Raw genomic sequence first — 24054 nt, 5'->3', positions numbered from 1 at the left:
AACTACAACTGTTAAAAGGACTAATGGAGGCCTTGTTTATCTATCAATTAATTGTTAGCGGCTGTCTTACGGTTACCATTGACATCAATGCCAACCAGTTTCTGACAATCTTCATCTATTTTACCGTCTCCTACACCAAACCCATAACAAACCGTATTGTCCACGACGTTTTTGACATAAGCTTGCTGTACCAATGTTTTGGTCGCAACCCCCTCGTCTTTCATACATTCATCCAGTGATTCAGTGCTACCATCATTAGGGTCAATAGGTTTTTTAAGACAGTCGTTTATGTCTTCCTTACTAGCATTCGATAGACTAGGTAATATAGAAGTAGAACGAATATTAAAGACAGCAGACTCATTGCTTGGCTCATTAGCTTGTATACCAGATCCTTGTGTTACTGATTTAAAGCCCCCTTGTCCTACAACTACACGCGATGGGCGAGTAATATTAATTTGCGTTACTGAGTTACTACGAGCACTAGAGTAGCTTTCTGTCTTTGATATATCACAGTATCCACTACCCGTTGTCATCACCGTACCCCCATTAGGTTTTACGATGCTGGCTTGATTCAATTTAGCAAAGCTATTTAGTCGTGCGTTATAACAAAAAATATATTGATCATCGCGATTTGTACTACCTGCTTGAGAAAGATAATAGCCAAACATTCCCGTCCCTTCTATCACTGCATCTACATAATCTTGATCTGTATCGTTATCAAATATTTTCTCAATACGCTTATTTGCGCTATCTGAAGAGTTTAATAAAAACGTGTCTATTTGATCAGCAGTGGCTACTTTTAAATCTGTTGTACTTCTCTTAACCGCAATAATACCCACTAAAGTAATGAGCATTAAAAACATCAATACTACGATAAGAGTAACGCCTTCCTGTGATTGTCTAGTCATCTCATTTATCCTCTTTCAGTCAGATTATCCGCTTCATCAACTAGATACTGGGTATAGAGCTTTCTTTAACAGCTCTTGAGTTTCTCAACATAATATTCGACTCATATACTCTGCGAATAAAAGCGCTGGAAGTATCTGAAGACAAATCTCTTTTTTCTCCAAATACTATAAAACTAGATGCTCCACTCTCCCCTGTAATGGGGCGATCAGCTCGTACTAAAACAGACAGTTTTGCAGATATAATATCTGTCGTCGTTATAGTAGACGTACTAGCTGAAGATTCTGCCTGTTGAACAGTTTTCAAAAAACTCATATATTGTTCAGGAGTAAAATACCTTAAACTAACCGAAGTATTAGTTGGACTGGTAGCGACAACCTCTACTCCTAGCAAGACACCAAAATAATCAACTCTTGGAATAACGACTTCTCCAGCATCCCCAAAATCTCTTATATTCCGAGTAGCCACTAATTTAGTACTGTCCTTACCACTGATTTCTTGTGCTGCAAGTTCTGCTGTACTCAAGTCTTCTTTGATATAACGTCCAGCGTCACAACGTAGCTCATAACTTTTTATATTTGATTCATAATTAGACTTATTACTCTGAGTAACTTCGTTAAGAAAATACCTTTCAATAACAACCTGTCCTGGTATCATCGTCAAACGTCCATCCCGATCTATTTCTACAGGTCCCCGAACTAAGGAGCCTTCACAGTCGTACATATTCTGCGGTGCTTCGTACTGTATAGTGAGTTGGGAGCTTTTTAAGTCTGTAATGTTACTGTTCCCTGCTTTCCAAGCGTTGTTAACGCTACTTGTGCTTTGGTTTCCACTTCTGGTTAGATAGCCAGCTGTAATCTCTTCAGCACCAGCGCTCGACTTGGTTCCTCCCATTTTAATACCATTCATATTATTCTTAGATTTGTCTGTCTGGGTAGTACTAACCAAACTACTGTCACTGGTCATAACCAGACCTGCCGTAGGAGTGAAAGGATTGTTAGTATCCGCCATACCTAAATTACTGAGCCTTATACTCTTTTCTATATTTTGAATACCAAAAATACTCGCTTCTAATATATCTGTACCGCCAGCCTGTACGCTACTGGTTTTAACGCTTGTCAAATAAATTTGCATGACCGCTGCTGAGATTAAAAGACCTAAGGTAAGAGAGATCATTAGTTCTATTAAAGAAAAGCCGTCCTGAGTATATTTGATATTCATTAGTAAGACTCCATAATCAAGCAATCAGAACCTGCATGATATATCCCAAACGCATCGGCACAAGCCTTACTACTCGCTGAACTGTCTCCAAACACTGGCTCTGTTCCGTTCCATGAAGTGATAATACATTGACGTAACTGTTTGTCCGCAGTACCAGGACAAGTAATCATATTGAGTAAAACGCCGTTTTCACATGCTTGTTTCATCGTACTCCAGCTATTGTATTGACCTAGCTGTTCTTCGGTACATGACTCACTATCACAGTTCTTTGTGACAGTACTCGTTTTATAGTTTTCGACAGCTGCACAGTAATTCTTTGAGGCAGATACTTTGCTTAATACACTTTGGATATCCTTTTGATAAGCCAGTATATTATTAGAATTTAATCGTAAATCTTCAGACAAGCCACGCATTACTGTATTAGCATTTGCTATTAGCACGCTATCATCTGTTGCTTTTATAGATACCATATTGAGTGCACTAAACCCCAATACTGCAACTGCTAGTAGTAACAGAGCAACTAGCACCTCAACCAAACCCACGCCTTGTTGGTTAATAATTTTAGTCATGGGCACGTTCCTTCGGATCTATTACTAATAACGGCAGTAGCACTGACTAAGATTTTTATAGGACTAGCTGCACTATTGCTATCACATATAGTATATGTGGTAACTTCTGCGACTTTATTTGGCTTAAATTCATTACTGCTACGATCTGATTTAATTGTACTTTTAGCATCATACCTATAACTTTCTACCGTGCTATCTACCGTACCTGACACTATATGCTGAATATTTATTACCTTATTAGTATTATCAAAGCTTATCGTTAGTGGTTGACGACGAATAACACTTTCTACCTTAGCCTCTTTTAGTGCATTAGCAAGCGTCGCAGCTGTCGATTTCACGCGCTGGTTTGCAAGTTGAGTGCTAATATTAGGTGCCGCAATACCTGCAATAATGGCAAGAACAGCAATCGTTACCATCAGCTCAATCAAGGTAAACCCTAAACTGGCTGTTCTTAGCGAGGTCGGTAGACTATTCATAGATGCGTTCACATCAAATTCCTATTTAGCACTGCTAATGTCTGTCTCTTATCAGTCTTTGTTTTAAAATAACTAAAATCTAGTGTCAGTTTTGCTAATAGTTTTATAATTAGCTTAACTAATAATATGCAATTTTTGTTCCACAACATTCTGTTCATGTTATATACGGATGAACAATAATACATACTTGATAGACCAGTAAATATGTATGTATTTAATAATATAGCGTTACGATGATATATAAGCAATATATTAATAATTTCAATTAGATAGATGATTTTTAGGACTGACTGCCATGTGCTAATACGTAAGCAGAAATTTGATAACTATTATGGCTGCTATCCGTTGCTGATTTTACTGCTGCAGGTGGAATGAACGCTCGCGCTAAAGCTTGTAAGCTTGCACCTGTAGTAGATACGTCATCAAAGAATAGTAAGCGTTTTGTAGGAGGGTTTTCGATTAGAGCAAAGGCGTTATCTAAGTTGCTAAGACGTTCGGCACGAGACAGTCCTTGCTGACTAACTGTATCGTCAATACGCTTAACGCCCTGCCATAAAGGAATTTGCCAATGTTTAGACAATTGGGCAGATAGAATACTGACAGGATCGAACCCACGTTTGACCAGTCGTTGACTTGTCGTTGGCATAGCAACAATCACGCTGTTATTGCGATGACAACCGTGTGGACGCGGTAATTGACGTATGGCATGTAACAGTAATGGCAATTTCGTCATATCTTCTTGATGCTTAAATGCTCGGATAGCTTGACGTATTGGATACTCGTAGTAAGTAGAGGCTTGGATAGATAGAGATATACTAGGAGCGATATCCACTTCAAAAGGTCTTGGCAACCAAGTAATATCGTTGTGACAGTGAGTACAAAGTAAACCACTGCTCAAATGGCTGTTTACTTGATGAACGATATTAGTAAGAAAAGAGTGTTTCTTTAAGGCTATCCGTGTAGGCGGCGCATTCGTTATATTATCTAGGCTAGATGGCGCTTGATGGTGCAGTAGTTGAGATTGTGGTGTACTACGATAAATACGGCATAGTTGGCAGCGCATATCCATATACTCTGCCAACCACAGTCCAGTTTGATAAGGCGCTAAGCAGCGCATAAACTATTATTTGTCATAACTTATAATAAATTCCACCTATGTTAGAGCCTTTCCTAAAATGATGTCCGTTTTGAATTAAAGCCCTTTCCAATCGTTCAGTACGATACCGAAGCCGATAGAGGTATTTTCATGATTATAATCAATGATCGACTCACCATAGCCTTGGAATAGCTGAACCATACCATTAACGTTCTCTGAGATAGGATAGATATAGTCGATTTGCGCAGCACCTTTATTGGTACCTGGATTGTAGCGCAAGGTACCGCTAATGCTCTGATCAGCCGGCAAATCATATAAGAATTTGATATCACCGTAGCCCATGTAGTCTTCGATATCTGGATTATCGTCATCACTACTACTTTCATTATTTACGCGAGCCCACAGACGCGGTATGACGGACAGCTTACCCCACTCTGCCCCTGCCATGAGATAAGCACGATTCCATGAACGTGATAAGGGATCATCCTGTCCATTTGAGTGATGCACAGCACCAGCCCCTAACATACGTAAACGCCCACCAAAAGGCAGATCTGCTGTCACAGGTTGGGTTAAGAATATTTCAGGTTGATAATCGGTAGCACGAAATGGACGCGAGTTGTCTTCGTTATAAACTTGCCAATGTGATTCTTGGGTATAGCCAAACCATAGATCAGCACTGGTATCAAACAAGTCTTCTGCGACTTTTGTTTTTAGGGACAATTGGAATTTTAGCTCAGTTTCGCGTATATCATTAGAATCAAAAGGATCTGTTTCTTGCGATGGTGTACTTGGATTCAAATTAGGATCGAAAGTATAAAATAATGGCAACAGATATGTCGGTCGATATGGTCTGACCGTCCAAGTACCACGCTCACTATTTTTGTCTAGATCATAAGATAGACTGAGTGGCGAGAATTTTTCGATATCTGTTTGAGTGACACCTATATTTTCTAAAATTTGTGCCTCGCTATTCGTTTCAGCATCTACTTCTACGTTGCCATTTGCCTTCAATTTGCTGGCTGCTGTTTGCTGACTGGTCATCAAAATGGTATCTGCATCTTCAACTGTTGTCCCACTCATCGCCGTTTGAGACTCAGCCAATACCACTTTTGGATTACCTGAGACCGTACTTTGAAAGGTTTTTGCCAAATCAATTGGTTGTTTAGTTGAGGTATAGCTTGGCGTCTTACCCTGGTCAGCTACTTTATCAAAACAAGCGAGTCGAGCAGCACTAGACTGGACTTGAGTACATTCAGAAAACAGCTTGGCTTGCTGGGCAATAAATTCTTTGCTAATTATTTTGCCACTTTGTGTACCCACGTCAGAAGATATCGCACTGTTATCGAGACTCTGTGATAGGTCAAGATCCTCATATTCAAACGCAGCTTCAGGTGCTGGCAGTTCGTTATAAGTCTGAGAATCATCAGCAGCTTGTACTTGTATCGCGGTAAAACCCAACGCAAGCGCAACTGCAATACGAAGAGGCATATGTGCATTCTGGTAAGACGGCTGTTGGTGACGCTGAGTAATGGTATGGGCAAACATAAGTGTCCTTTATCTAACTAGCATTAGCGCCAGCAGAGTATATGAGGTAATTAATATAGCCATTAGCGTTGTCGCTAAAATAGAATTGACTGAGCCTGTCAGCTAATCGCAGATATTAGGAGCGGAAAAAATGACAATTAGCGCCCCTGCTGCATTGTTTCCTTATTGTAATGAAAATATAAGCACGATACTAGCTTTATCGATAGTTAAAATAAGCGCCTATCAATATAATCGCTTATATAACAAATACTTAATAAATATTCTATAGTATGAATTTAATGGCATCAAAAAAGCCAGCATACTTTTCTTAGTATACTGGCCTTCTTAATATTCTTAAGGATTTTCGAAATATCACACTGGTTTCTTAAGTGTTCATTATTAAATGTCAGTTATTTAGCGAGGATAATGTTTGCTCAAATTTTGAGCGACCAATTTCACCAACTTGCTGATTTACTAGCTGACCATCAATATAATACAGTAGCGCTGGTGGACCAAAGAGTTGGTAACGAGACAACACGGCTTTTGAGTCTGCTGTCGTCTCAGTGATATCGAGCTTCACTAGTTGCCAATCTTGCATCTGCGCTGGACGATTATGAAACAGGTTCTTGTCCATAATGCGGCACTCAATACACCACTCTGCTGTCAGATCGACAATAACATTCGGATTGGCTGCGACAATAGCATCTAGCTCTGCAAGCGTCGTGATCGTCTTATCAGTGGTACTATCACTATTCACTGGTTGACCAGACGTTGACTGTACCATCATCGGTGCTGCACCCAATGACGCTAGTGGATGTAAGCTATCGTCATTGCCCAATGCAGCGCCAACTATTAGGCAAGCCGCCCAAATACCAGCGATAAGGCTTAGTGCTTGGGTCAACATACGACCTTTACCTAGCCAACTCCATGCCCATGTTGCCACGACCATAAACCACAATGCCCATACCATCAGCATGACTGGCGATATAAAAACGCGCTCAATCAATAGCAGTGCCACGGCAAACAGTAGTAAAGCAAAGCCTTGCTTGACCCAATTCATCCACTCGCCTGCCTTTGGCATAATCTTGCCTTGAGTCGCACCGATTAGAATAAGCGGCGCTGATAACCCAAAACCTAGCATGAATAAAGCGGCAAAGCCGAGCAACGGACTACCAATGGTAGAGACCGCTAATAATGCCCCAAATAATGGCGCAGAAACACAAGGTGACACGACTAGCGCTGATAAAAACCCAGCGATTAAACTGCCGCCTGTACTACCAAGCTTACTGTCACCTGCTTGGCTTAAGCCTTGCATCTTTCGACTGATCGCTTGTGGTAATCGCACACTGAAAAGACCTAACATGTATAGTGCGAGAAGTATAAAAACAATAGCAAAGCTAATGAGAATAATTGGATTCTGCAGCCAACCAATAATACCTAAAGACTCACCGAATACTGCAATGACAGCGCCCAAAATACCATAAGCAGTCGCTACCCCAATCGCGTAACTGGTGGTCAAGATGACACCGCGTTTGACCGTTGGGTTTTGTTCGCGGGCTACGATATTGGCCACAATAGGCAGCATCGGTAGGACGCAAGGCGTCAAAGCTAAGCCTAAGCCTGCTAAAAATAATAGTACTAACGCCAACCAAGGGTGAGAAGCCAAACCAAAAGGATCGCTATCAACGAAACTGTTGCTCAAGGTACTTTCGCTATTGGCCGTCTCGCCTGTTACGCTGCTATTTGCTGCAGAAATCGTATTCGTCGCTGCACTACTATCTAAAGAATCATACTCTACAGCGCTGTCATCAATGAGATCATAATCAATAGCCCCATCGTCTGTCAGTGCTTGCGCCTCATCAGGCAAAGTATTATCAAGAGCTGTTGAGCTTGCTTCCTCTGGTGTCGCCGTAGCACTATTCTCTGAATCGGTCGAGCTCGCACTATCTGCTGATACCTGCGTCGATGCAGCTGCAATATCGACAGTCGTATTAATCTTTTCAGGTGGATAGCACAGTCCTGCTTTTGCACAGCCCTGCCAGCCGACGACGATAGCGGCACCATCTATACTCTTGCCACTATTGTTCGTCAGTGTGGTGGTAGCGACCATGTTGGCTTGATCAAATACCAGTACTTTGCCAAAAGTCGGGTCATCTATCGAATATGGTGTCTGGCTAAAGGTAAAAGGTGCAGCCGTCACGCCAGCGGGTAGCGTAAGCTTAATTTGCTTTTTATAGACGTAATGTTCAGGAGTGATATCAAAATTAATAGATAACCGCGTACCTGCTTTGACAGGGGTACTATCTGTACTTACCTGAAACGCTTGATCTACTGGCAAGAACTTTGACTTCGATGAGCTTTCACTACTACCAAAAAGGTCGCCTAACCCTGCCGCCTGTACTGTTGATGTCGTTGACAAACCTGTCAGCAATGAGCCACTAGCGATGGCAAGCGCTAAGATATGGGATTTTTTCGAATGGGTAGATACGCTAAATGATGAGGACTTTGGTGATGTCTTGATGGACATGAATGGCTACCTATTATTACCGATATTTTAATCAATCTGCTCGATATTTATCTGCGGGTCGCAGCAATGTCTATCTTGGTTTTGACTTTTTCTGGTGGATAGCATAGGCCAGCGGTTGCACACCCTTGCCAACCAATAATAATAGGCGCATTTTTGGCACCCTTACCATTACTGGTCGTCAGTGTCGTGGTTGCAATGACGCTTCTTTGCGTAAATACAGGAACCTGACCAAAGGTCGGATCATTGATTGATACTGGTGCTTGATTGAAAGTGAATGGAGTGGCGTTTATTCCTTTAGGGAAGCTCAACGTAAGCTTATCCTTATAGACATAATGCCCTGGCGTAATTTCAAAACTGATCGACAACCGCGTGCCTTTGGAAGTCGCTTTGGTATTACTGACCATCTGAAAGGCTTCATCCACTGGTAAGAACTTTGATTTTGCCGAGGAGCTATTTTTAAATAAGTCATTTAACCCTGCTGCTTGTACACTGATCGATGTCATTGACAGAACCGTTACTAATGAAGTGCTTGCAACAGTTAGAACCAATTTATAAAGGTTTTTAGAAAAATATTTATTAGACTGTTGAATCGACATAGATAATTACCTTTAATTACAGTTTGCGATGACTATTTTGCTGAGCGCTTAGATATATTTATAGCACTGGCTATCAAACTTGTATTGAACAGTAGGCGATTTATCTACTGATAAAAAATATCAACCAATAAAGGAATATTGGTTGATATTTATAAATTGTTGAAAGTGCATCGATGAACTAATGTTTCATTCTACAAAGCTATATCAGTATCAGAACTTATTCACTATACGTCTGTTATTAAGCTTTATAGTTGAGCATAAAGATCCGCATCTTGACCTTCACCACCTTGTTGACCATCAGCACCTAACGAAAATAAATCGTAAGGTCGCCCTTCACTACCTGGTGCAACATACTGCATCTCATTTTCCCAGCCATCAGTTGGATAGCCCCCTTTAATATACCCACCTTCAGGATAGTTTTTTGCATCAGCTGGCGGTGTCGTAAGCGCTTCTAACCCTTGAGCGGTCGTTGGATAGCGTGAATTATCAACCTTATACATATCTAACGCATTTGAGACAGTGGCAAGCGCTGTTTCAGTTGTTTTAACACGGGCCTTATCACTTTGACCAACTACTTTTGGTACCACTAACCCAGCAAGAATGGCTAAGATCACAATAACAACCATAATCTCGATAAGAGTGAATCCTGCTTGACCAGACTTTGTCCTCACACTGCGCTGCATAGCTGAAGAGGCAATCTTTTGGTCACTTACAATATTTGAATGGGATTGCGTATCGTGAATAGCACTTCTTGGCGTCATATTTACTTGGAATTTGTCAGTCATAGTCATCGCTTTGGTCATCACAGTTATGTAAATAGTAAAAGTGGCGTTCTATTGTGGCTCTCATCAATGATATATCAATGAGCTCTGAAACTATTGTCACTATAAACCATGGTTTTATTTTTATCCAGCGCTGCACCCAGTTTGAATTTGCTATCTTAGCCAAAGTTAAATATTAGCTGACATCAAATGTATGACTATTAAAACGTGCTTACTATAGCGCGGTGCTGGCGTTTGCCATAGCAAAAATAGCGTTCGTTCAACAATATACAACAGTAAGCAAACCTTAAGAAAGCTAGTCCAAGGTTTAGCAAGCAAGTTAGGTGATATGAATAGAGTAAAAGAGAACTAAATAGAGGTTTTGGAGATAGGAAGCTGTCTGTATGTGAATAGCATAATGAATCATAGGCTAGCGACTGAATCTAGCCTGCTAAATCGTTCATATTAACGATAGGTAGCATAACCGCCATTACAATAATCATAACTACTACGCCCATCAACACCAGCATTAAAGGCTCAAGTAATGATAATAAGGTGCTGATAAAATTGGTTGCTTCTGCCTCCTGCATATTGGCGGCACGGCTCAGCATATTTTCAAGCTCGCCTGAGTTTTCTCCGCTTTTTATCATCTGTACCATCATCGGTGGAAAGTAAGTAGATTTCTCTAGTTGACTAGACAAGCTGGAGCCTTCTGTGACCCTATCAGCCGCAGTAATAATCGTTTTTTGGATATGTAAATTGGTCGTGACCGCAGCCCCAATATGTAATGCCTCAATCAGTGGCACCCCTGATCGTACTAGTATCGCAAGGGTACTGGCAAACCGCGCGGCATTCAGACCTTTGGACAATCTAGCTAGTATCGGCAATCTAAGCACCACGCTATCGATAGTTAATTTACCTGCTTGCGTTTGGGCAAAACGGTAGAATAAAAATGCGGTACTTGCCAATACCAGTAATATTAACCACCACCACTGAGTAATGATATTCGATAGCGTGAGAACGATTTGAGTAATTAAAGGCAGTGCTTGCTCAGACTGTTCAAAGACTTTGACAATTTTGGGCACGACGAAGCTCATCAGCCCCATAATTACCGCAATTGCCATTACCATCAGGACAATTGGATAGACCATAGCCCCTTGGATTTTCTTTTGGAGGGCAAAACGGTTTTCGGTGTAGTCTGCTAGCTGATTGAGGATAAGGTCAAGATGGCCAGATTTTTCGCCTGCAGCAATCGTAGCGATATATAACGGTGGAAAGCTAGCAGCTTGTTGCAGAGAACGTGCTAAGCTGAGCCCTTCCAAGACATGTGAGCGTACCGCAAGCATTAGGGATTTGATATGAGTCTTTGGAGATTGCTTAGCAACCGCTGCCAAGGTTTCCTCAAGTGGGATACCCGCTGCTAGTAGCACAGATAGCTGACGTGTCAGCAATGCCAGCTCGTATGCAGACGGTTTTTTGTAGCGGTTTTTGCTCTGACTCTGTCTGTCATTGACCGGGTTGACTTCAACTGGTGTCCATTGCTTATCACGCAGCTGCTGGCGAATTTGCCGCGCAGAATCCCCTTCTAGCAAGCCTTTTTGGACAACGCCATGGTCGTCAAGCGCTTTGAAATGATAGGCAGGCATGGCAACAGATATCCTAAGAGGCTTACAGGTAGACAGTTATAATTTATGACTTAATAGAAATTTATTAATTTGACATTCAACGCTTAGAGCAGTGGCGTTGAGTCATTACTATCAGGCATTAAACCTTGTAATAACAAGACATCCAGATGCTGCTGCTGTAGTTTTTTATCAAAGTCATTGACCTCAGCGATTAGCATTCTTTCAATGCGTTTGTCACTCGCAAAAACACTCAAGCGCGCGCAGATGACAGCCAACTGATAAATACGTTTTTTGCAATAACCGTCAAGACCTTGTAATAATCTAACCATATGCGGGGTTTCAAGACTGGCGTAATCATAGTCAGCCACGACTTGCTGGCCAAGGGCTGTGACGCCATAAGTAATCGACAGATGGGCACAATAATAACAGCTGAATAAATAACCAACCACATGACCGATATAATAGCCTCGATCGTAGGTAAAACTACTCACGCCAAAGTGCCCAAGTACATAACTATTGAGGCTACCTTGGTCGCGAATTGGCTTGCTGTGCTTTAACTTACCGACCGTAGCAAAGCACAATGGATTGCGACCATCTTGAGTCGTCAGCTGCCAACCGGCGGGCTGCTGTGCAGGCATATGAAGCACGATATCTGCAATAATATCATCGACCACATGCAGCTGCTGCCAGAGTCTTTCGAGCGTATCCGTATCCATCAACCCACGTTTATCAAGCTGCTGCGCAAGTAAATATTGCTGATATTCTGCGAATTGCGGCTTCAGGGTTTGTACTAAGTAAGTAGGACGCGTATTGGCAGATGCCATATATAACAGTCGAGTACGCTCATGCTGAGCACGATAAAGCGCAACACGCTGCGTAGCGATATTGGTTTCTTGAACCACAGGTTTTGCAGCTACTGTAAGGCTATCGGATGACTCAGATATTACTGCTTCAGTTGTTACCTCATCAGCATCTGATAAGGTAAACATCGTCAATAACGCCGCCTTATCAGGTGTCTCTACCGACTCATTTTTCGGCGCATCTTTGCTGACATGCGGGTTCTCTATAGCAGTGTTTTTATCAACATTACTTTCTGTTTTAGCAGTTGTAATGGTCTCTTGTTGGCCATTGCTTCCTGCATTTAGCTTTGCGGTCGGTTCAGTCATAACATACCATCAGCAGCGAAAATAAACATCGTCTTGATCCTTTTATATGCCTATCCTATAAGGACATATAACGCGCTATAACATCAACGCTTTTGTCTTGACGACTCATCAACCCATAGTACCTGAACACAGACTCAATGTCAGCTGCCCTTAACTAAAATAGCCATAGCAAGTTACCAAAGGTCTTATAGATATGAGTGACTCAACGTTTATAAACAATATATATTCACAAATTAAAAAAAGCGCCAAGGACATGTAAATGACCTTAGCGCTTATCGTCGAGATTCTATTTAAATAAACAGAAACTAGAACTAGAACTAGAACTAGAACTAGAACTAGAACTAGAACTAGAACTAGAATTAGAATTAGAATTAGAATTAGAATTTTAACTATGCAAGATTGTGCTGTCGATACTGCTGACGGTACGCTTTTGGCGAGACACCATACACACGTTTAAATGCTTGACTAAAAGTTGAATCTGAAGCATAACCCACCATCTCGCTGATACGGCTAATACTGTTTTGCTGTAAGCGTAAATAGCGAGCCGCCAATCGTAAGCGGTAATCAATCAGATAAGTCAGTGGCGGCATACCAACAGTGTCTTTAAAACGCTGTGCAAAGCTAGAACGCGACATCCCTGCCACTTCAGCAAGCTGATGAATGGTCCAGCTCTCACTCGGTGCACCATGCATCGCGGCTAGTGCCTTGGTCAAAAATGGATCCTTCATGGCTTTGAGCCAGTTTTCTGTGGCTTCAGGTAAGCTTTCAATATAGACGCGCAAACACTCAATCATCATGATGCTTGCCCAATGATTGATTACAGCCGTTTTACCCATACGTTCACGCTCAGCTTCTAGTGTTAGCAGCTTTATCTCTACATCAATCACTTCAAATCGACCGTCAGCAGCATCATTGAGTTCAGGCAATATCGGTGGCAGTACTGACAACAGAGGGTTAATCATCTCTTTGTCGTACTTACATTCGATCAGTATCAAAGATGAATTGGGGTCTCCATCGCCATCGATATCAAGTGTACGCTCGGTACAATTACTCAATAGCTCATCAAGCGACTCAGCAACATCGCCATGATGGTTGAGTGCATAACTCACATGCTTGTGTGCATTCGGAATCATGATCATATCGCCAGCGCGAGCTTCTCGTAGACCATTACCAACATCGATGCAAAAACCGCCAGACATTACCAAGTAAAATAAAATGGTGTCTTTTCTAGTAATAGAATAAGACCAATTGCCAGTGCCATTTAGACGATAATACTTAGTCTCAAATAAATGCACGTTTTGTAGCAATACACTCAGTGCGTCCATCAATCAATTCCTCAATAATGCAGATTAATAACGATTCATCTTAAAAAAATAATACTCTTAATAACAAGTTCTGTCGGTTTGCTCTATGCCAATACTTGCTCCAATAAATAATTTTTATTAAATACAATGGATGTGATAACACTTAAGCATAATGCATCATTTAAAACGCCATGTCTATTTACTTATTAGAATTACTAAACAATAATAGAGTAGACACAGTCACGCTAGGCCTTAAGGGAAAGCTACAGGAAATGTTGATAAGAATTTGGGGGATTATCTAGTATTGAAGGTGCTATCAAACTCAATCTATTTAATATTATAAAGATAATATAGAGATAAAATCGAATAGGCATAAAAAAATCGCCATCAAGGGCGAGTGCTATTACTGATATATTTTTAGATTAAGATATGATTTGTATGTAGATACATACAGAATAAAATATGGGGCGACTGATGGGACTCGAACCCACGACAACCGAGATCACAACCCGGGGCTCTACCAACTGAGCTACAACCGCCATAACTATTGCCAAAGAATAGGCAAGATTTGCAGGCTAAATGGTGCGCCTGGCAGGATTCGAACCTGCGGCCACCTCCTTAGAAGGGAGATGCTCTATCCAGCTGAGCTACAGGCGCTCTTAGAGGACTTTTATATACTAAGCTTACTTTACGATATATTTTACTATATCAGAAACTAAACCGTTATACATAAAAAAAAGCCTGTAAGGCTCTTAAAATAGATGGTCGGAGTGATAGGATTCGAACCTACGACCCTCTGGTCCCAAACCAGATGCGCTACCAAACTGCGCCACACTCCGAAATTCTCTATTATCACGATAGTTTGTTAATCAACTCGTTGTTGGCAATGCCGCTAACTTGTTAATGTTCCTCGCTATCGAGGTGCACATATTAAGGGGTAAAGGCGATTGTGTCAACACCTATTTTCGATTAATTTCAAATAATCGCTAATTTTTTTAAAATTACGTCAATTTTACTAAAATAATGACAGTAAGACCCTTTATCCATCAGTCATTCACGCTGTCATTGATAACGTTATTAAGCTTTGTCCAAATGTGGCAGTACTTCACCATTGAGTGTGCCTGTCAAAACATCAAACGGCATCAACCATAAATGGGCATCGGCTGATTCATTGTTTTTAATATTATCGCTACTAACGCTATCATTACTACCATAATGAGTTTGCTGCTTGAGCGCTACTGGCTGCCTATCACGACCTAGCACCGGATAAACCAACCAGACCTGCCCCGCCAAGTAAGCTTGTGCATAGCTAGTCAATTGATAAGCGTCGCTCGCACTAATTGCAGCAGCATGCGGTAAGTACTTCCACTTAATGTCGATGACATGACTGTAGCGACCTTTGGTTTTGTTTTTGGCTTTAGTTTGATTAGCTGCTATATCGTTCTGGTTTTGACAATCATCAGAGGCAGTTTTAAATATTAGCAAATCAGGCCGTATAGATAAGCATGCTAGTCCCTCAGCATCGTTTAGCCAGACACTTTGGGTCTGATAAAAAGGACGGTAACTACTACTAATCTGTTGAAACATCGATGCGATACGCTGACTTGCCCATTGCTCAAAAGCTTGATTCATATCAATTAACAAACACAATCTTAGCTGAGAGCAGTTTTGTCTATTTGTATCAATACCGTTACCTGTCGCAGCTGTCGTCTGTTTCAATAACCAGTATGCCAAGTCTACTAACTGCTGCGCGGCATGCAATTTTTGCTTTTGGAGTGGCTGAACGTCTAGCTGACGCTTTGCTTGAGCATATATTACCGCTATCTGCTGCATTTCGCGGTTGCTTAGCGTAGGCACTTGCTGCCATGGCTGCAACAGTTTTGAAGAAATAAACTGGGGCAATAAAGGCATCAAGTAAACCAATGCACTCTTAATCAATCGATTGGCCAACATGTCGTGACTTAATACGCTACTTTCACAGATGAACTTATGCGGTTGCATACTATTATGACGCAGTTGCTCTTTGATAAGCAGTCGACCTTGCAGGGATGCCTGATTTTCAATCTGAGCCTGATAATGCTTGGTTGGTTGATAATCCATTAAACGCTGCAAAAACTGCTCAATCAGCCAATCTGATATAGGCAATACTTTCAACGGTAAAGGAGTGGACTGGGAACTAAACTGACCGAAATTTTTCGTATTGGGTAGCTTACGATTGTTATGCGCATCAAGATGAATTAAATCCGATAGCATACCCTGTACCCAATGACGGGTCTGGACGATATCATTGCTCTGAGTAGACTGATTGAGCTTTGGCAATATCTCCAGCGTCATGCCGCTAGGTAGTAGAATAATCCCAATATAGTGCCCAACTTTAAGCTGCCACTGTCCTCGCTTACGCTTGATAGTAAATACTGCAAACTCTTGCGCTATTAGCCAATCGAAGTCAGATGCTTGCAAAAAATCATGCACGGTCAAACGTTGATGCTCAAACACGGTGATAACATTCATAGTAGCGACACTACTGTTAGAAATACGAGTCTGGCGACTGCTTACCCTAATAGAGTGCTCTTTAGCGTAATATAGATTATTCGTTATCACTGAACAGTCACCCTGCTAGTACAAACGCTGATAGATAGCAGCATTATTAAACTCACCATCCCTAGCAATCAGATCGGCATTGATAGTATAGCTATTCATACTCATAGACTGACCAAGAAAAGATCCCTGCCCTGCAAACGTTTGGTGTTCATCGGAAGCATTGTTTTGGTTGCCCATCGGATTATACAAGTCGTCATTCATCAATACTTGACTGTCCTGTACGAACTGCTTGCTCGTCGGTTGCTGCTCATCTCTAAAGATATACTGCAGCACCGTAATTTGGCCACCAGCTGCTTGAGCCAATTGAGGAATAATTTGTTCAGCGAGAGCCGTTTGTAATTGCTCTAACTGAGTGACTGCGAATAAAAACGCATGACCCAACTGCGCTTCTACTCCCAGTGTCTGCACGATACGTCTATTCAAGCCTGTTAGTAATTTACTCGAATCTATCGCACCTGCTTCTGAACCGTCAGATAGGCCAGCATCAATGTCATTGCTGTCATAAATTATCGATAGTAAATTAGGCTGCGGTGGACAATCCACAAAGCGAAAACGTCGACGTAATGCCATATCAAGTGGCGCTAAAGAATGGTCTTGGGTATTCATAGTGGCATAAATATCAACATTGGCAGGCACACTAAAAGCACGCCCAGAATACGCCAAACTCACTGTCATCGCATTTGGCTTGCCCGCTCGTTTATCAGGCTCTATCAAACTAAGAAGCTCACCAAACACCCGTGACACGTTAGCACGGTTAATCTCATCAATCAGCATGGCATAACGCTGCTGAGGGTCACGGGCGGCGCGTTGGCATAGCTTTAAAAACGCCCCATCTTGCACCGCGTAACTCATTTGATTTTGATTAGAAGGGCTGTTATTTGCTTGTGCAGCGCCATTCATGACAGGGCGTATACCTTCTACAAACTCTTCATAACCGTAGGCTTGATGGAAGCTCACCATACTAAAACGTTGCTGACCGATGTTTTGATTTTGATGGGCTTGGTTGTCACTCTGTGCCTGCTGAAACTCTGCTAATCGCTGCGATAAATCTTCTAGTAGCACCATACACTCAGGTAATAAATACCATGCTCCACTATTGTCTTTATCAAAATAAGCTTGGCTAGCGCGGTTATCAAAACTGACTGTTTGAGAGTTTGTAGGACTATGTCTGCGTAACTCTAACCAAGCTGTACTATCCAGATTTTTCTCACGTGAGTTCTGAGCAGCTTTGGTCATAAAAAAAGGATGATCAATAATTTCTCGTACCTTTAACAAATCCTGTTGTTCAGCACGTAAATCTAAAAATACCAAACATAATACTTCGCGCCAGCTTAGACCTTGCAGCAGCTGTTCTAATAAGTCTTCATTTTCAGTCTTGGGTAGATAGTCGGTATATTGCTTCGCGATTTGCAGCAATCTATAGGTTTTACCTGTACCAGCAACGCCCGTATAAATAATATTGGTCGGTTCATGAGCAGACATATAAGGCATAACATTATCCAGCGGCATTGAAAACAGGTTTGAAATAGACATGCTAACATTTTGTCATTATAACGTGGCTGTCTATTGGCATGGTAACTATAGTCAATCCTCTATACATTAGATACGGTGTCCGTCTCGCTTAGTCTACTATTTGTAGTACTTTCACTCGGCTTCCTTGTATCCAAATTATATTGAACTGACTATACCAATCACTTAATAATACCAATGTCCAAATGTTGCTGACATATAAGATGACTAGGCTGCTTTAAGTGGCGATCTAAATTGATGACATAACCTAGCAACATAGCCACGCTACTATAGTTTTGTAAGCGCAGCAGTTCATGCTAATAATAGTAGGAAGGCAATGGTTGATGTACCATAGTATTTATAGCGACTTTCATTATCTATATTTTTGTCGCTATCATAAAAAGCCATGCTAAGAATGTCATTCAACTCATTTACGTTAAGGAATTTTGTATGTCAGGATTATTAAAAAAACTACCCGCCAAGTTGACCAATAAACTGCCAGCCAAAGTATCTGACAGCACAAAATCTTCAGTTGAGAAACCCAGTAGCACGCTAAAACCAATTAGTAATCAGTTTACTAAACTGTTATCAGTCACCAAATATCTGCCTGCTGGAGCACGCTCAAGTATTTTATCTAAAGCCTTTGGCAAGGTCGTCCCCTATGTCGGCACAACTGGCATTTATTATGAGACGGTAGAACCAAACCAAGTCGTTGTTAGTTTAAATAACAATAAAGCCGTCCAAAACCATATCGGCTCTATCCATGCAGTCGCCATCACGTTACTGGCAGAGACAGCAACGGGGTTTATTTTGGGTTTAAACTTGCCCTCTGATCGCATTCTGCTGATTAAATCTTACTCGGTAAATTTCCATCGTCCGATCAAAAAAGGTCAAATTGCTGCTATTGCAAGCTTGTCTGATGAACAGCGTTTGGATATCCTAAACACGCCAAAAGGTGAGATGATTATTCCTTGTGTCATCAAAGATCGTGAGTCTGATAGTGACCGTGATCCAATTGTGGTTGAGATGACGTGGGCATGGATACCAAAAGCGGAGCTAGAGGCACGCCGCCAAGGTAAAGCGTCTGAAAAAGTCGCAGAAGATGACTCTAAAGCCGAGGCAACAATCGAAGAAAGTGATGCCTCATCTACTCAAAATAATAGTACTGATAAATAGTTAATAAAAAATTGATAACAAACAAACCCAACGAGGAAACAGTATGTCCAAACCTAGTACTTGCCTATCTACGCTAGCGCTAGCCACTATATACTCATTGGGTTTTTTTTATAGCGCTAATGCCAATACGACGACGGCTGTCAGCATTGCTAAGTCTTCTCCTACTTTCTTGGGCGATGGCGGGACTTATCTTTTTTCAGAGGCTGTACGCGTGGGCAATACATTGTATATGTCGGGACAAATTGGCTTTAAAGATGGCAAACTGGTCAAAGGCGGTATCAAAGCTGAAACCAAGCAAGTGCTAGATAATATCCATAGCACGCTATTAAAGTATGGCTACCGAAAGTCTGATATTGTTAAATGTATGGTCATGCTGACTGATATGGATGACTTTGATGACTTTAATAAGGTCTACAAGGCTGAGATGATAAAGCCTTATCCTGTACGCTCAGCTTTTGGCGTATCAGAACTGGCTGCTGGAGCAAGCGTTGAGATTGAATGTATGGCTGCAAAATAATAGCGACTAAAAACTCTAAAGCTCCAAAACTAGAAAAATATTAAAACAACTGGCTATTTACGCCAGTTAGTTTTTTATTTGCTATCCCAATATCGAGTCTACAAATTTATACCAATATTTTCTCGTCCGTTAACGCACTCTCCTTCGTCACTCGCAGCACTTCTTCCAATGTTGTGCGCCCTTCTATGACCTTACGCAAACCATCTGCACGTATCGATGGGGTTTGCTGGCGCGCATACTCTTCCAGCTCATACTCAGCCGTATTGCTATGAATCATACGGCGCAATGTATCGTCGATTGGCACGACCTCATATATAGCGGTACGTCCTTTAAACCCTGACTGATTACATTTATCGCAGCCAACTGGCTTGGGCAAACGAATCGACTCACTTGCTATATCTTTGGCATCACTTTTCAGCGTTGACCCAATCCCAATTTCGGTAAACAGCTTGGCTTGCTCGGTATCGGCAGCCTGCCAGCTTTGACAGTGTGAACATAAAGTACGCACTAAACGCTGCGCTACTACGCCAATAAGCGACGACGACAACAGAAACGGCTCAACACCCATATCCTGTAAGCGAGTGACCGCGCCAATAGCCGTGTTGGTATGTAGCGTCGATAATACCAAATGCCCTGTCAAAGAGGCCTGTACGGCAATCTCAGCTGTCTCTAAATCACGAATTTCACCAACCATCACCACATCGGGATCTTGACGGAGCATTGCACGCAAACTTTTAGCAAAGGTCATATCTACCTTATTATTGACCTGTGTCTGTCCGATACCATCAAGCTGAAACTCAATGGGATCTTCGGCGGTCAAGATATTGCGGGTCTGATCATTTAAATCGGTCAATGCAGAGTATAGCGTCGTGGTTTTACCCGAGCCAGTCGGCCCTGTCACTAAAATAATGCCATGCGGACGATGGATTAAGCGCTTTAGCTCAGTATAGTCACTATCAGACAACCCCAAATACGTCATATTCAAACGACCAGCTTGCTTGTCTAATAGACGCATCACCACACGCTCACCAAAGCTCGATGGTAAGGTCGATACACGCACATCGACTTCTCGCCCTGCCAGTCTTAAACTGATACGACCATCTTGCGGCACTCGCTTTTCAGCAATATCTAACTTAGCCATCACTTTAATACGCGAAACTAACAATGGAGCTAGTTGGCGTTTTGGTGTGATGATTTCTTTTAGCTCACCATCAACTCGGAAACGAACGACCAAGCGCTTTTCAAAGGTTTCAATATGAATGTCTGAAGCACTTAAGCGAATGGCTTCGGACAACAAAGCATTGATCAAACGAATGATAGGTGCATCGTCTTGTTGATCCATCAAGTCTTCAGTTTCAGGGACACTGTCTGCCAAGCTATCGAGATCAGGATGGTCCTCAAGTCCAGCAGCAATATGCTGAGACTCTCCTGTATTGCCAGCATAAGCTGCGTTCATACGTTTTTCAAAATCGTCCGTGCTGACACTTTCGTAAGTGGGTACACCGCGAATGCCTTGCTGCTGTAAAAACCGTACCGCTTCATTGATCGCTGACAACGGAGTCGCTTTGGTGAGTACCAATGTCGGCGGTAATTCAGGATCTATCGTAAGTATGGCCAAAATCTGATGGCGTTTCGCAAAGCTGTATGGCAACTGCATCATAAAGACGGCCCAATAAGTGAGGAGAAGGTAAGAAGTACGCACGCCAAGACAGGATGGATGCCTTGTCCTTAACAGTTCGAATCAAAAAAGACTGCCAGTAAGGTTGCATGAGTTTGTTATAATAGCATTTTGTTTTAGACGGGTATTATTTTATGTGACTGGCGCTTTATATCTCTCGCCAGCACATATTATTACTATCAGAGTTAGCATATCATGACTTTTTTTGCAGACCGCTTGCCATTGTCTATTACACCTTTTAGATTGCTTAGATTACCCATCATATTTTGTCTGTCCCTTCTCCCGCTCGATATTAGGATTTTCCGTTATGTCAGAGAACGTTAGCACTACTCATCCAACACCACTTTTACAAGATACCTTTACTGTCGGTAGCCGTACCTTTTCTTCGCGCCTGTTAGTCGGTACCGGTAAATATAAAGACATGACAGAGACTGGAGAAGCCATTGCTGCTTCAGCAGCCGAAATCGTGACCGTTGCTATTCGCCGTGTCAATATTGGACAAAATAGTGATGAGCCTAACTTATTAGATGTGATTTCACCTGATAAATATACGATATTACCGAATACTGCTGGCTGCTTTGACGCCGAAACAGCCATTCGCACTTGTAAGCTTGCTCGCGAGTTATTGGGTGGGCATAATTTGGTTAAGCTTGAGGTATTGGGTGATGAAAAAACCTTATATCCAAACGTTATGGAAACTTTAAAAGCCGCCAAAGTATTGATCGATGATGGTTTTGAAGTAATGGTTTATACGTCAGATGACCCTATCGTCGCACAAGAGTTAGAAAGTATGGGCTGTGTCGCCATTATGCCGCTTGGCAGTTTGATTGGTTCAGGACTTGGTCTACTCAATCGTCATACGCTTAGCTTAATAATCGAAAACGCTAAAGTACCCGTATTGGTTGATGCTGGTGTCGGTACTGCGTCTGATGCTGCACTCGCGATGGAGCTTGGCTGTGATGGCGTACTGATGAACTCAGCCATTGCCAATGCACAAAACCCAGTAATGATGGCACATGCAATGAAACATGCTATGTGGGCAGGTCGCGCTGCGTTTTTGGCAGGTCGTATGCCAATGCGTAAGATGGCTACTGCCAGCTCACCACAGACTGGGTATTTCTTTCAATAAATTGAAGTATAAATGACATATCATAATAGAGCGTGTTGAGTATTTACGTATAGTGCTGTCAGTGCTATGGTTGATTGCTTAACACGCTCTATAAAATAATAAAAAATGTTATTTGATTGAGTATCTACTCATTATAATTTTCACATAACACTTATCGTCATAAAAGGATTTATTATGCGACTTCTCACAGCAGTCGACCAGTTGTTTTTACTTCTTGAGTCGCGTAAACAGCCCATGCACGTTGGTGGCTTATTCTTGTTTGAATTGCCAGATGATGCAGGGAGCGATTTTGTCTATCAACTGGTCAAGCAGATGCAAGACTCTGATGTGCCGCCAAGCTTTCCATTTAACCAAGTGCTTGAACATTTGATGTTTTGGAAAAAAGACAAAAACTTCGATGTCGAACATCATTTCCATCATGTCGCATTGCCAAAACCTGCGCGTGCTCGTGAGCTATTGATGTACGTTTCACGAGAGCATGGACGTCTGTTGGACCGTGCCATGCCGCTGTGGGAGTGTCATGTGGTTGAGGGTATTGAACCCGAAACCGAGGGCAGCCCTGAGCGTTTTGCGTTGTACTTTAAGATTCACCATTCATTGGTAGATGGCATCGCTGCGATGCGTTTGGTACAAAAGTCGCTATCGCAATCAGCGACAGAACCCGTAACCTTGCCAGTGTGGTCGTTGATGGCGCGCCATCGCAACCATGTCAACGCTATCTTGCCAGCTGAAAGATCGGTCAAACGCATCATTAAAGAGCAAATCTCTACCATCAAACCTGTATTCACAGAGCTGCTAGACAACCTTAAAAACTATAGCGATGAAGGCTATGTCGGCACTTTTGATGCACCTATGAGCATTTTGAACAAGCGCATTTCAGCCTCTCGTCGTATAGCAGCACAGTCTTATGACATCAAACGCTTTAATGATATCGCAGAGAGATTGAATATCAGCAAAAATGATGTGGTACTCGCCGTCTGTTCTGGTGCCCTTCGTCGCTATTTAATCTCGATGGACGCCCTGCCGAGCAAACCATTGATTGCCTTTGTGCCGATGTCGCTACGTACAGATAAGAGCGTCTCGGGCAATCAGCTGTCATTTGTATTGGCAAATTTGGGTACCCACTTAGACAATCCTTTACGCAGAATAGAATTGATTCATCGCAGTATGAATAACGGCAAACGTCGCTTTCGCCGCATGAATCAAGCGCAGGTTATCAACTATAGTGTGATTGCCTATGCGTGGGAGGGTATCAATCTAGCGACAGGGTTATTCCCCAAAAAGCAGGCCTTTAACTTAATTATCTCCAACGTTCCTGGCTCTGAAAAGCCACTGTACTGGAACGGCGCGCGCTTGCAATCGCTATACCCTGCTTCTATCGTGTTCAATGGTCAAGCCATGAACATCACCCTAGCCAGTTATTTGGATAAGATTGAGTTTGGTATTACCGCTTGTAGCAAGGCGTTACCTCGCGTACAAGACATGCTGATGCTGATAGAAGAAGAATTGCAGCTGCTAGAAACTACCAGTAAAGAGTTAGCATTCAAAGGCATCACTGTTGAAGATAAAGCTGGCAATAAGGGTAACGATAAAACAAAAAAGCTGGCTCCATAACGGAACCAGCTTTTTTCATTCATACTCAATCTAGATATTACTTGAATTTAAATCCTGAA

At 42.0% G+C, this 24054-nt stretch carries 19 protein-coding genes and 3 tRNA genes; 4 read left to right on the top strand and 18 right to left on the bottom strand.

Annotated features, from left to right (window positions below; all coding sequences use genetic code 11):
* Nucleotides 1-47: 47 nt before the first annotated feature.
* The 17 genes from HCZ91_RS03255 to HCZ91_RS03175 form a co-directional block, all read right to left on the bottom strand.
* Nucleotides 48-908 (bottom strand): pilus assembly PilX N-terminal domain-containing protein, encoded by an 861-nt coding sequence (locus tag HCZ91_RS03255; RefSeq protein ID WP_179798130.1) that lies wholly within the window; start codon nucleotides 906-908, stop codon nucleotides 48-50.
* A gap of 40 nt (nucleotides 909-948) precedes the next feature.
* Nucleotides 949-2127 carry a PilW family protein gene (locus HCZ91_RS03250; RefSeq protein WP_179798128.1) on the bottom strand — a complete coding sequence of 393 codons (1179 nt, stop codon included), beginning with the start codon at nucleotides 2125-2127 and terminating at the stop codon, nucleotides 949-951.
* Nucleotides 2127-2696: a type IV pilus modification protein PilV gene (pilV, locus tag HCZ91_RS03245; protein WP_179798126.1), complete on the bottom strand. Its 570-nt coding sequence runs from the start codon at nucleotides 2694-2696 to the stop codon at nucleotides 2127-2129. Before pilV ends, HCZ91_RS03250 begins: the two co-directional genes overlap by 1 nt.
* Nucleotides 2693-3184 (bottom strand): prepilin-type N-terminal cleavage/methylation domain-containing protein, encoded by a 492-nt coding sequence (locus HCZ91_RS03240; protein ID WP_346342173.1) that lies wholly within the window; start codon nucleotides 3182-3184, stop codon nucleotides 2693-2695. The genes pilV and HCZ91_RS03240 overlap by 4 nt, the downstream gene beginning before the upstream one ends.
* 268 nt (nucleotides 3185-3452) lie before the next feature.
* Nucleotides 3453-4289, bottom strand: a complete 837-nt coding sequence (locus HCZ91_RS13860; RefSeq protein WP_218870028.1) for a ComF family protein — start codon at nucleotides 4287-4289, stop codon at nucleotides 3453-3455.
* Between the two features lie 75 nt (nucleotides 4290-4364).
* Nucleotides 4365-5813: a phospholipase A gene (locus HCZ91_RS03230; protein WP_179798124.1), complete on the bottom strand. Its 1449-nt coding sequence runs from the start codon at nucleotides 5811-5813 to the stop codon at nucleotides 4365-4367.
* Between the two features lie 385 nt (nucleotides 5814-6198).
* Nucleotides 6199-8319 carry a protein-disulfide reductase DsbD gene (gene dsbD, locus HCZ91_RS03225; RefSeq protein WP_179798122.1) on the bottom strand — a complete coding sequence of 707 codons (2121 nt, stop codon included), beginning with the start codon at nucleotides 8317-8319 and terminating at the stop codon, nucleotides 6199-6201.
* Between the two features lie 47 nt (nucleotides 8320-8366).
* Nucleotides 8367-8915 (bottom strand): protein-disulfide reductase DsbD N-terminal domain-containing protein, encoded by a 549-nt coding sequence (locus tag HCZ91_RS03220; protein ID WP_179798121.1) that lies wholly within the window; start codon nucleotides 8913-8915, stop codon nucleotides 8367-8369.
* A 245-nt stretch (nucleotides 8916-9160) separates the two neighbouring features.
* Nucleotides 9161-9598: a type II secretion system major pseudopilin GspG gene (gene gspG, locus HCZ91_RS03215; protein ID WP_179798223.1), complete on the bottom strand. Its 438-nt coding sequence runs from the start codon at nucleotides 9596-9598 to the stop codon at nucleotides 9161-9163.
* A gap of 521 nt (nucleotides 9599-10119) precedes the next feature.
* On the bottom strand, nucleotides 10120-11322 hold the full coding sequence (gene gspF / locus HCZ91_RS03210; protein WP_134292378.1) for a type II secretion system inner membrane protein GspF: 1203 nt from the start codon (nucleotides 11320-11322) through the stop codon (nucleotides 10120-10122).
* Between the two features lie 83 nt (nucleotides 11323-11405).
* Nucleotides 11406-12467: a hypothetical protein gene (locus HCZ91_RS03205; protein WP_179798120.1), complete on the bottom strand. Its 1062-nt coding sequence runs from the start codon at nucleotides 12465-12467 to the stop codon at nucleotides 11406-11408.
* A gap of 389 nt (nucleotides 12468-12856) precedes the next feature.
* On the bottom strand, nucleotides 12857-13792 hold the full coding sequence (locus HCZ91_RS03200) for an AraC family transcriptional regulator (protein WP_179798117.1): 936 nt from the start codon (nucleotides 13790-13792) through the stop codon (nucleotides 12857-12859).
* A 442-nt stretch (nucleotides 13793-14234) separates the two neighbouring features.
* A tRNA-His gene (locus HCZ91_RS03195) sits at nucleotides 14235-14310 on the bottom strand.
* A gap of 41 nt (nucleotides 14311-14351) precedes the next feature.
* Nucleotides 14352-14428: transfer RNA gene (locus HCZ91_RS03190), tRNA-Arg, on the bottom strand.
* 105 nt (nucleotides 14429-14533) lie between these two features.
* Nucleotides 14534-14610: transfer RNA gene (locus HCZ91_RS03185), tRNA-Pro, on the bottom strand.
* A gap of 238 nt (nucleotides 14611-14848) precedes the next feature.
* Nucleotides 14849-16372, bottom strand: coding sequence for a hypothetical protein (locus tag HCZ91_RS03180; RefSeq protein WP_346342172.1), 1524 nt, complete (start codon nucleotides 16370-16372; stop codon nucleotides 14849-14851).
* A gap of 15 nt (nucleotides 16373-16387) precedes the next feature.
* Nucleotides 16388-17905 (bottom strand): AAA family ATPase, encoded by a 1518-nt coding sequence (locus tag HCZ91_RS03175; protein WP_179798116.1) that lies wholly within the window; start codon nucleotides 17903-17905, stop codon nucleotides 16388-16390.
* Nucleotides 17906-18331: 426 nt separating this feature from the next.
* Between HCZ91_RS03175 and HCZ91_RS03170 the strand changes: the two genes are divergently transcribed.
* Both HCZ91_RS03170 and HCZ91_RS03165 read left to right on the top strand, forming a co-directional pair.
* Nucleotides 18332-19057: a DUF4442 domain-containing protein gene (locus HCZ91_RS03170; protein WP_179798096.1), complete on the top strand. Its 726-nt coding sequence runs from the start codon at nucleotides 18332-18334 to the stop codon at nucleotides 19055-19057.
* A 43-nt stretch (nucleotides 19058-19100) separates the two neighbouring features.
* Nucleotides 19101-19574 (top strand): RidA family protein, encoded by a 474-nt coding sequence (locus tag HCZ91_RS03165; RefSeq protein ID WP_179798094.1) that lies wholly within the window; start codon nucleotides 19101-19103, stop codon nucleotides 19572-19574.
* A gap of 106 nt (nucleotides 19575-19680) precedes the next feature.
* Here the strand turns inward: HCZ91_RS03165 and gspE are convergent, their stop codons facing one another.
* Nucleotides 19681-21234 carry a type II secretion system ATPase GspE gene (gene gspE / locus HCZ91_RS03160; RefSeq protein WP_179798092.1) on the bottom strand — a complete coding sequence of 518 codons (1554 nt, stop codon included), beginning with the start codon at nucleotides 21232-21234 and terminating at the stop codon, nucleotides 19681-19683.
* A 325-nt stretch (nucleotides 21235-21559) separates the two neighbouring features.
* On the opposite strand from gspE, the gene HCZ91_RS03155 reads away from it, so the two are divergent.
* The gene (locus HCZ91_RS03155; RefSeq protein WP_101205496.1) at nucleotides 21560-22381 is read left to right on the top strand and encodes a thiazole synthase; all 822 of its coding nucleotides are present in this window, start codon (nucleotides 21560-21562) and stop codon (nucleotides 22379-22381) included.
* A 174-nt stretch (nucleotides 22382-22555) separates the two neighbouring features.
* Nucleotides 22556-23995, top strand: coding sequence for a wax ester/triacylglycerol synthase family O-acyltransferase (locus HCZ91_RS03150; RefSeq protein WP_179798090.1), 1440 nt, complete (start codon nucleotides 22556-22558; stop codon nucleotides 23993-23995).
* Nucleotides 23996-24054: the final 59 nt, after the last annotated feature.

Origin of the sequence: Psychrobacter sp. BI730, from assembly GCF_013414195.1 — a bacterium.
Lineage (GTDB): Bacteria > Pseudomonadota > Gammaproteobacteria > Pseudomonadales > Moraxellaceae > Psychrobacter.
This window is presented reverse-complemented; position numbering and strand designations above follow the sequence as displayed.

Excerpts from the sequence above, each read along its gene's own strand:
- HCZ91_RS03255 (WP_179798130.1), bottom strand. The coding sequence starts at position 908 with ATGACTAGACAATCACAGGAAGGCGTTACTCTTATCGTAGTATTGATG.
- HCZ91_RS03250 (WP_179798128.1), bottom strand. The coding sequence starts at position 2,127 with ATGAATATCAAATATACTCAGGACGGCTTTTCTTTAATAGAACTAATG.
- pilV (WP_179798126.1), bottom strand. The coding sequence starts at position 2,696 with ATGACTAAAATTATTAACCAACAAGGCGTGGGTTTGGTTGAGGTGCTA.
- HCZ91_RS13860 (WP_218870028.1), bottom strand. The coding sequence starts at position 4,289 with ATGCGCTGCTTAGCGCCTTATCAAACTGGACTGTGGTTGGCAGAGTAT.
- HCZ91_RS03230 (WP_179798124.1), bottom strand. The coding sequence starts at position 5,813 with ATGTTTGCCCATACCATTACTCAGCGTCACCAACAGCCGTCTTACCAG.
- dsbD (WP_179798122.1), bottom strand. The coding sequence starts at position 8,319 with ATGTCCATCAAGACATCACCAAAGTCCTCATCATTTAGCGTATCTACC.
- HCZ91_RS03220 (WP_179798121.1), bottom strand. The coding sequence starts at position 8,915 with ATGTCGATTCAACAGTCTAATAAATATTTTTCTAAAAACCTTTATAAA.
- gspG (WP_179798223.1), bottom strand. The coding sequence starts at position 9,598 with ATGCAGCGCAGTGTGAGGACAAAGTCTGGTCAAGCAGGATTCACTCTT.
- gspF (WP_134292378.1), bottom strand. The coding sequence starts at position 11,322 with ATGCCTGCCTATCATTTCAAAGCGCTTGACGACCATGGCGTTGTCCAA.
- HCZ91_RS03205 (WP_179798120.1), bottom strand. The coding sequence starts at position 12,467 with ATGACTGAACCGACCGCAAAGCTAAATGCAGGAAGCAATGGCCAACAA.
- HCZ91_RS03200 (WP_179798117.1), bottom strand. The coding sequence starts at position 13,792 with ATGGACGCACTGAGTGTATTGCTACAAAACGTGCATTTATTTGAGACT.
- HCZ91_RS03175 (WP_179798116.1), bottom strand. The coding sequence starts at position 17,905 with ATGTCTATTTCAAACCTGTTTTCAATGCCGCTGGATAATGTTATGCCT.
- HCZ91_RS03170 (WP_179798096.1), top strand. The coding sequence starts at position 18,332 with ATGTCAGGATTATTAAAAAAACTACCCGCCAAGTTGACCAATAAACTG.
- HCZ91_RS03165 (WP_179798094.1), top strand. The coding sequence starts at position 19,101 with ATGTCCAAACCTAGTACTTGCCTATCTACGCTAGCGCTAGCCACTATA.
- gspE (WP_179798092.1), bottom strand. The coding sequence starts at position 21,234 with ATGATGCAGTTGCCATACAGCTTTGCGAAACGCCATCAGATTTTGGCC.
- HCZ91_RS03155 (WP_101205496.1), top strand. The coding sequence starts at position 21,560 with ATGTCAGAGAACGTTAGCACTACTCATCCAACACCACTTTTACAAGAT.
- HCZ91_RS03150 (WP_179798090.1), top strand. The coding sequence starts at position 22,556 with ATGCGACTTCTCACAGCAGTCGACCAGTTGTTTTTACTTCTTGAGTCG.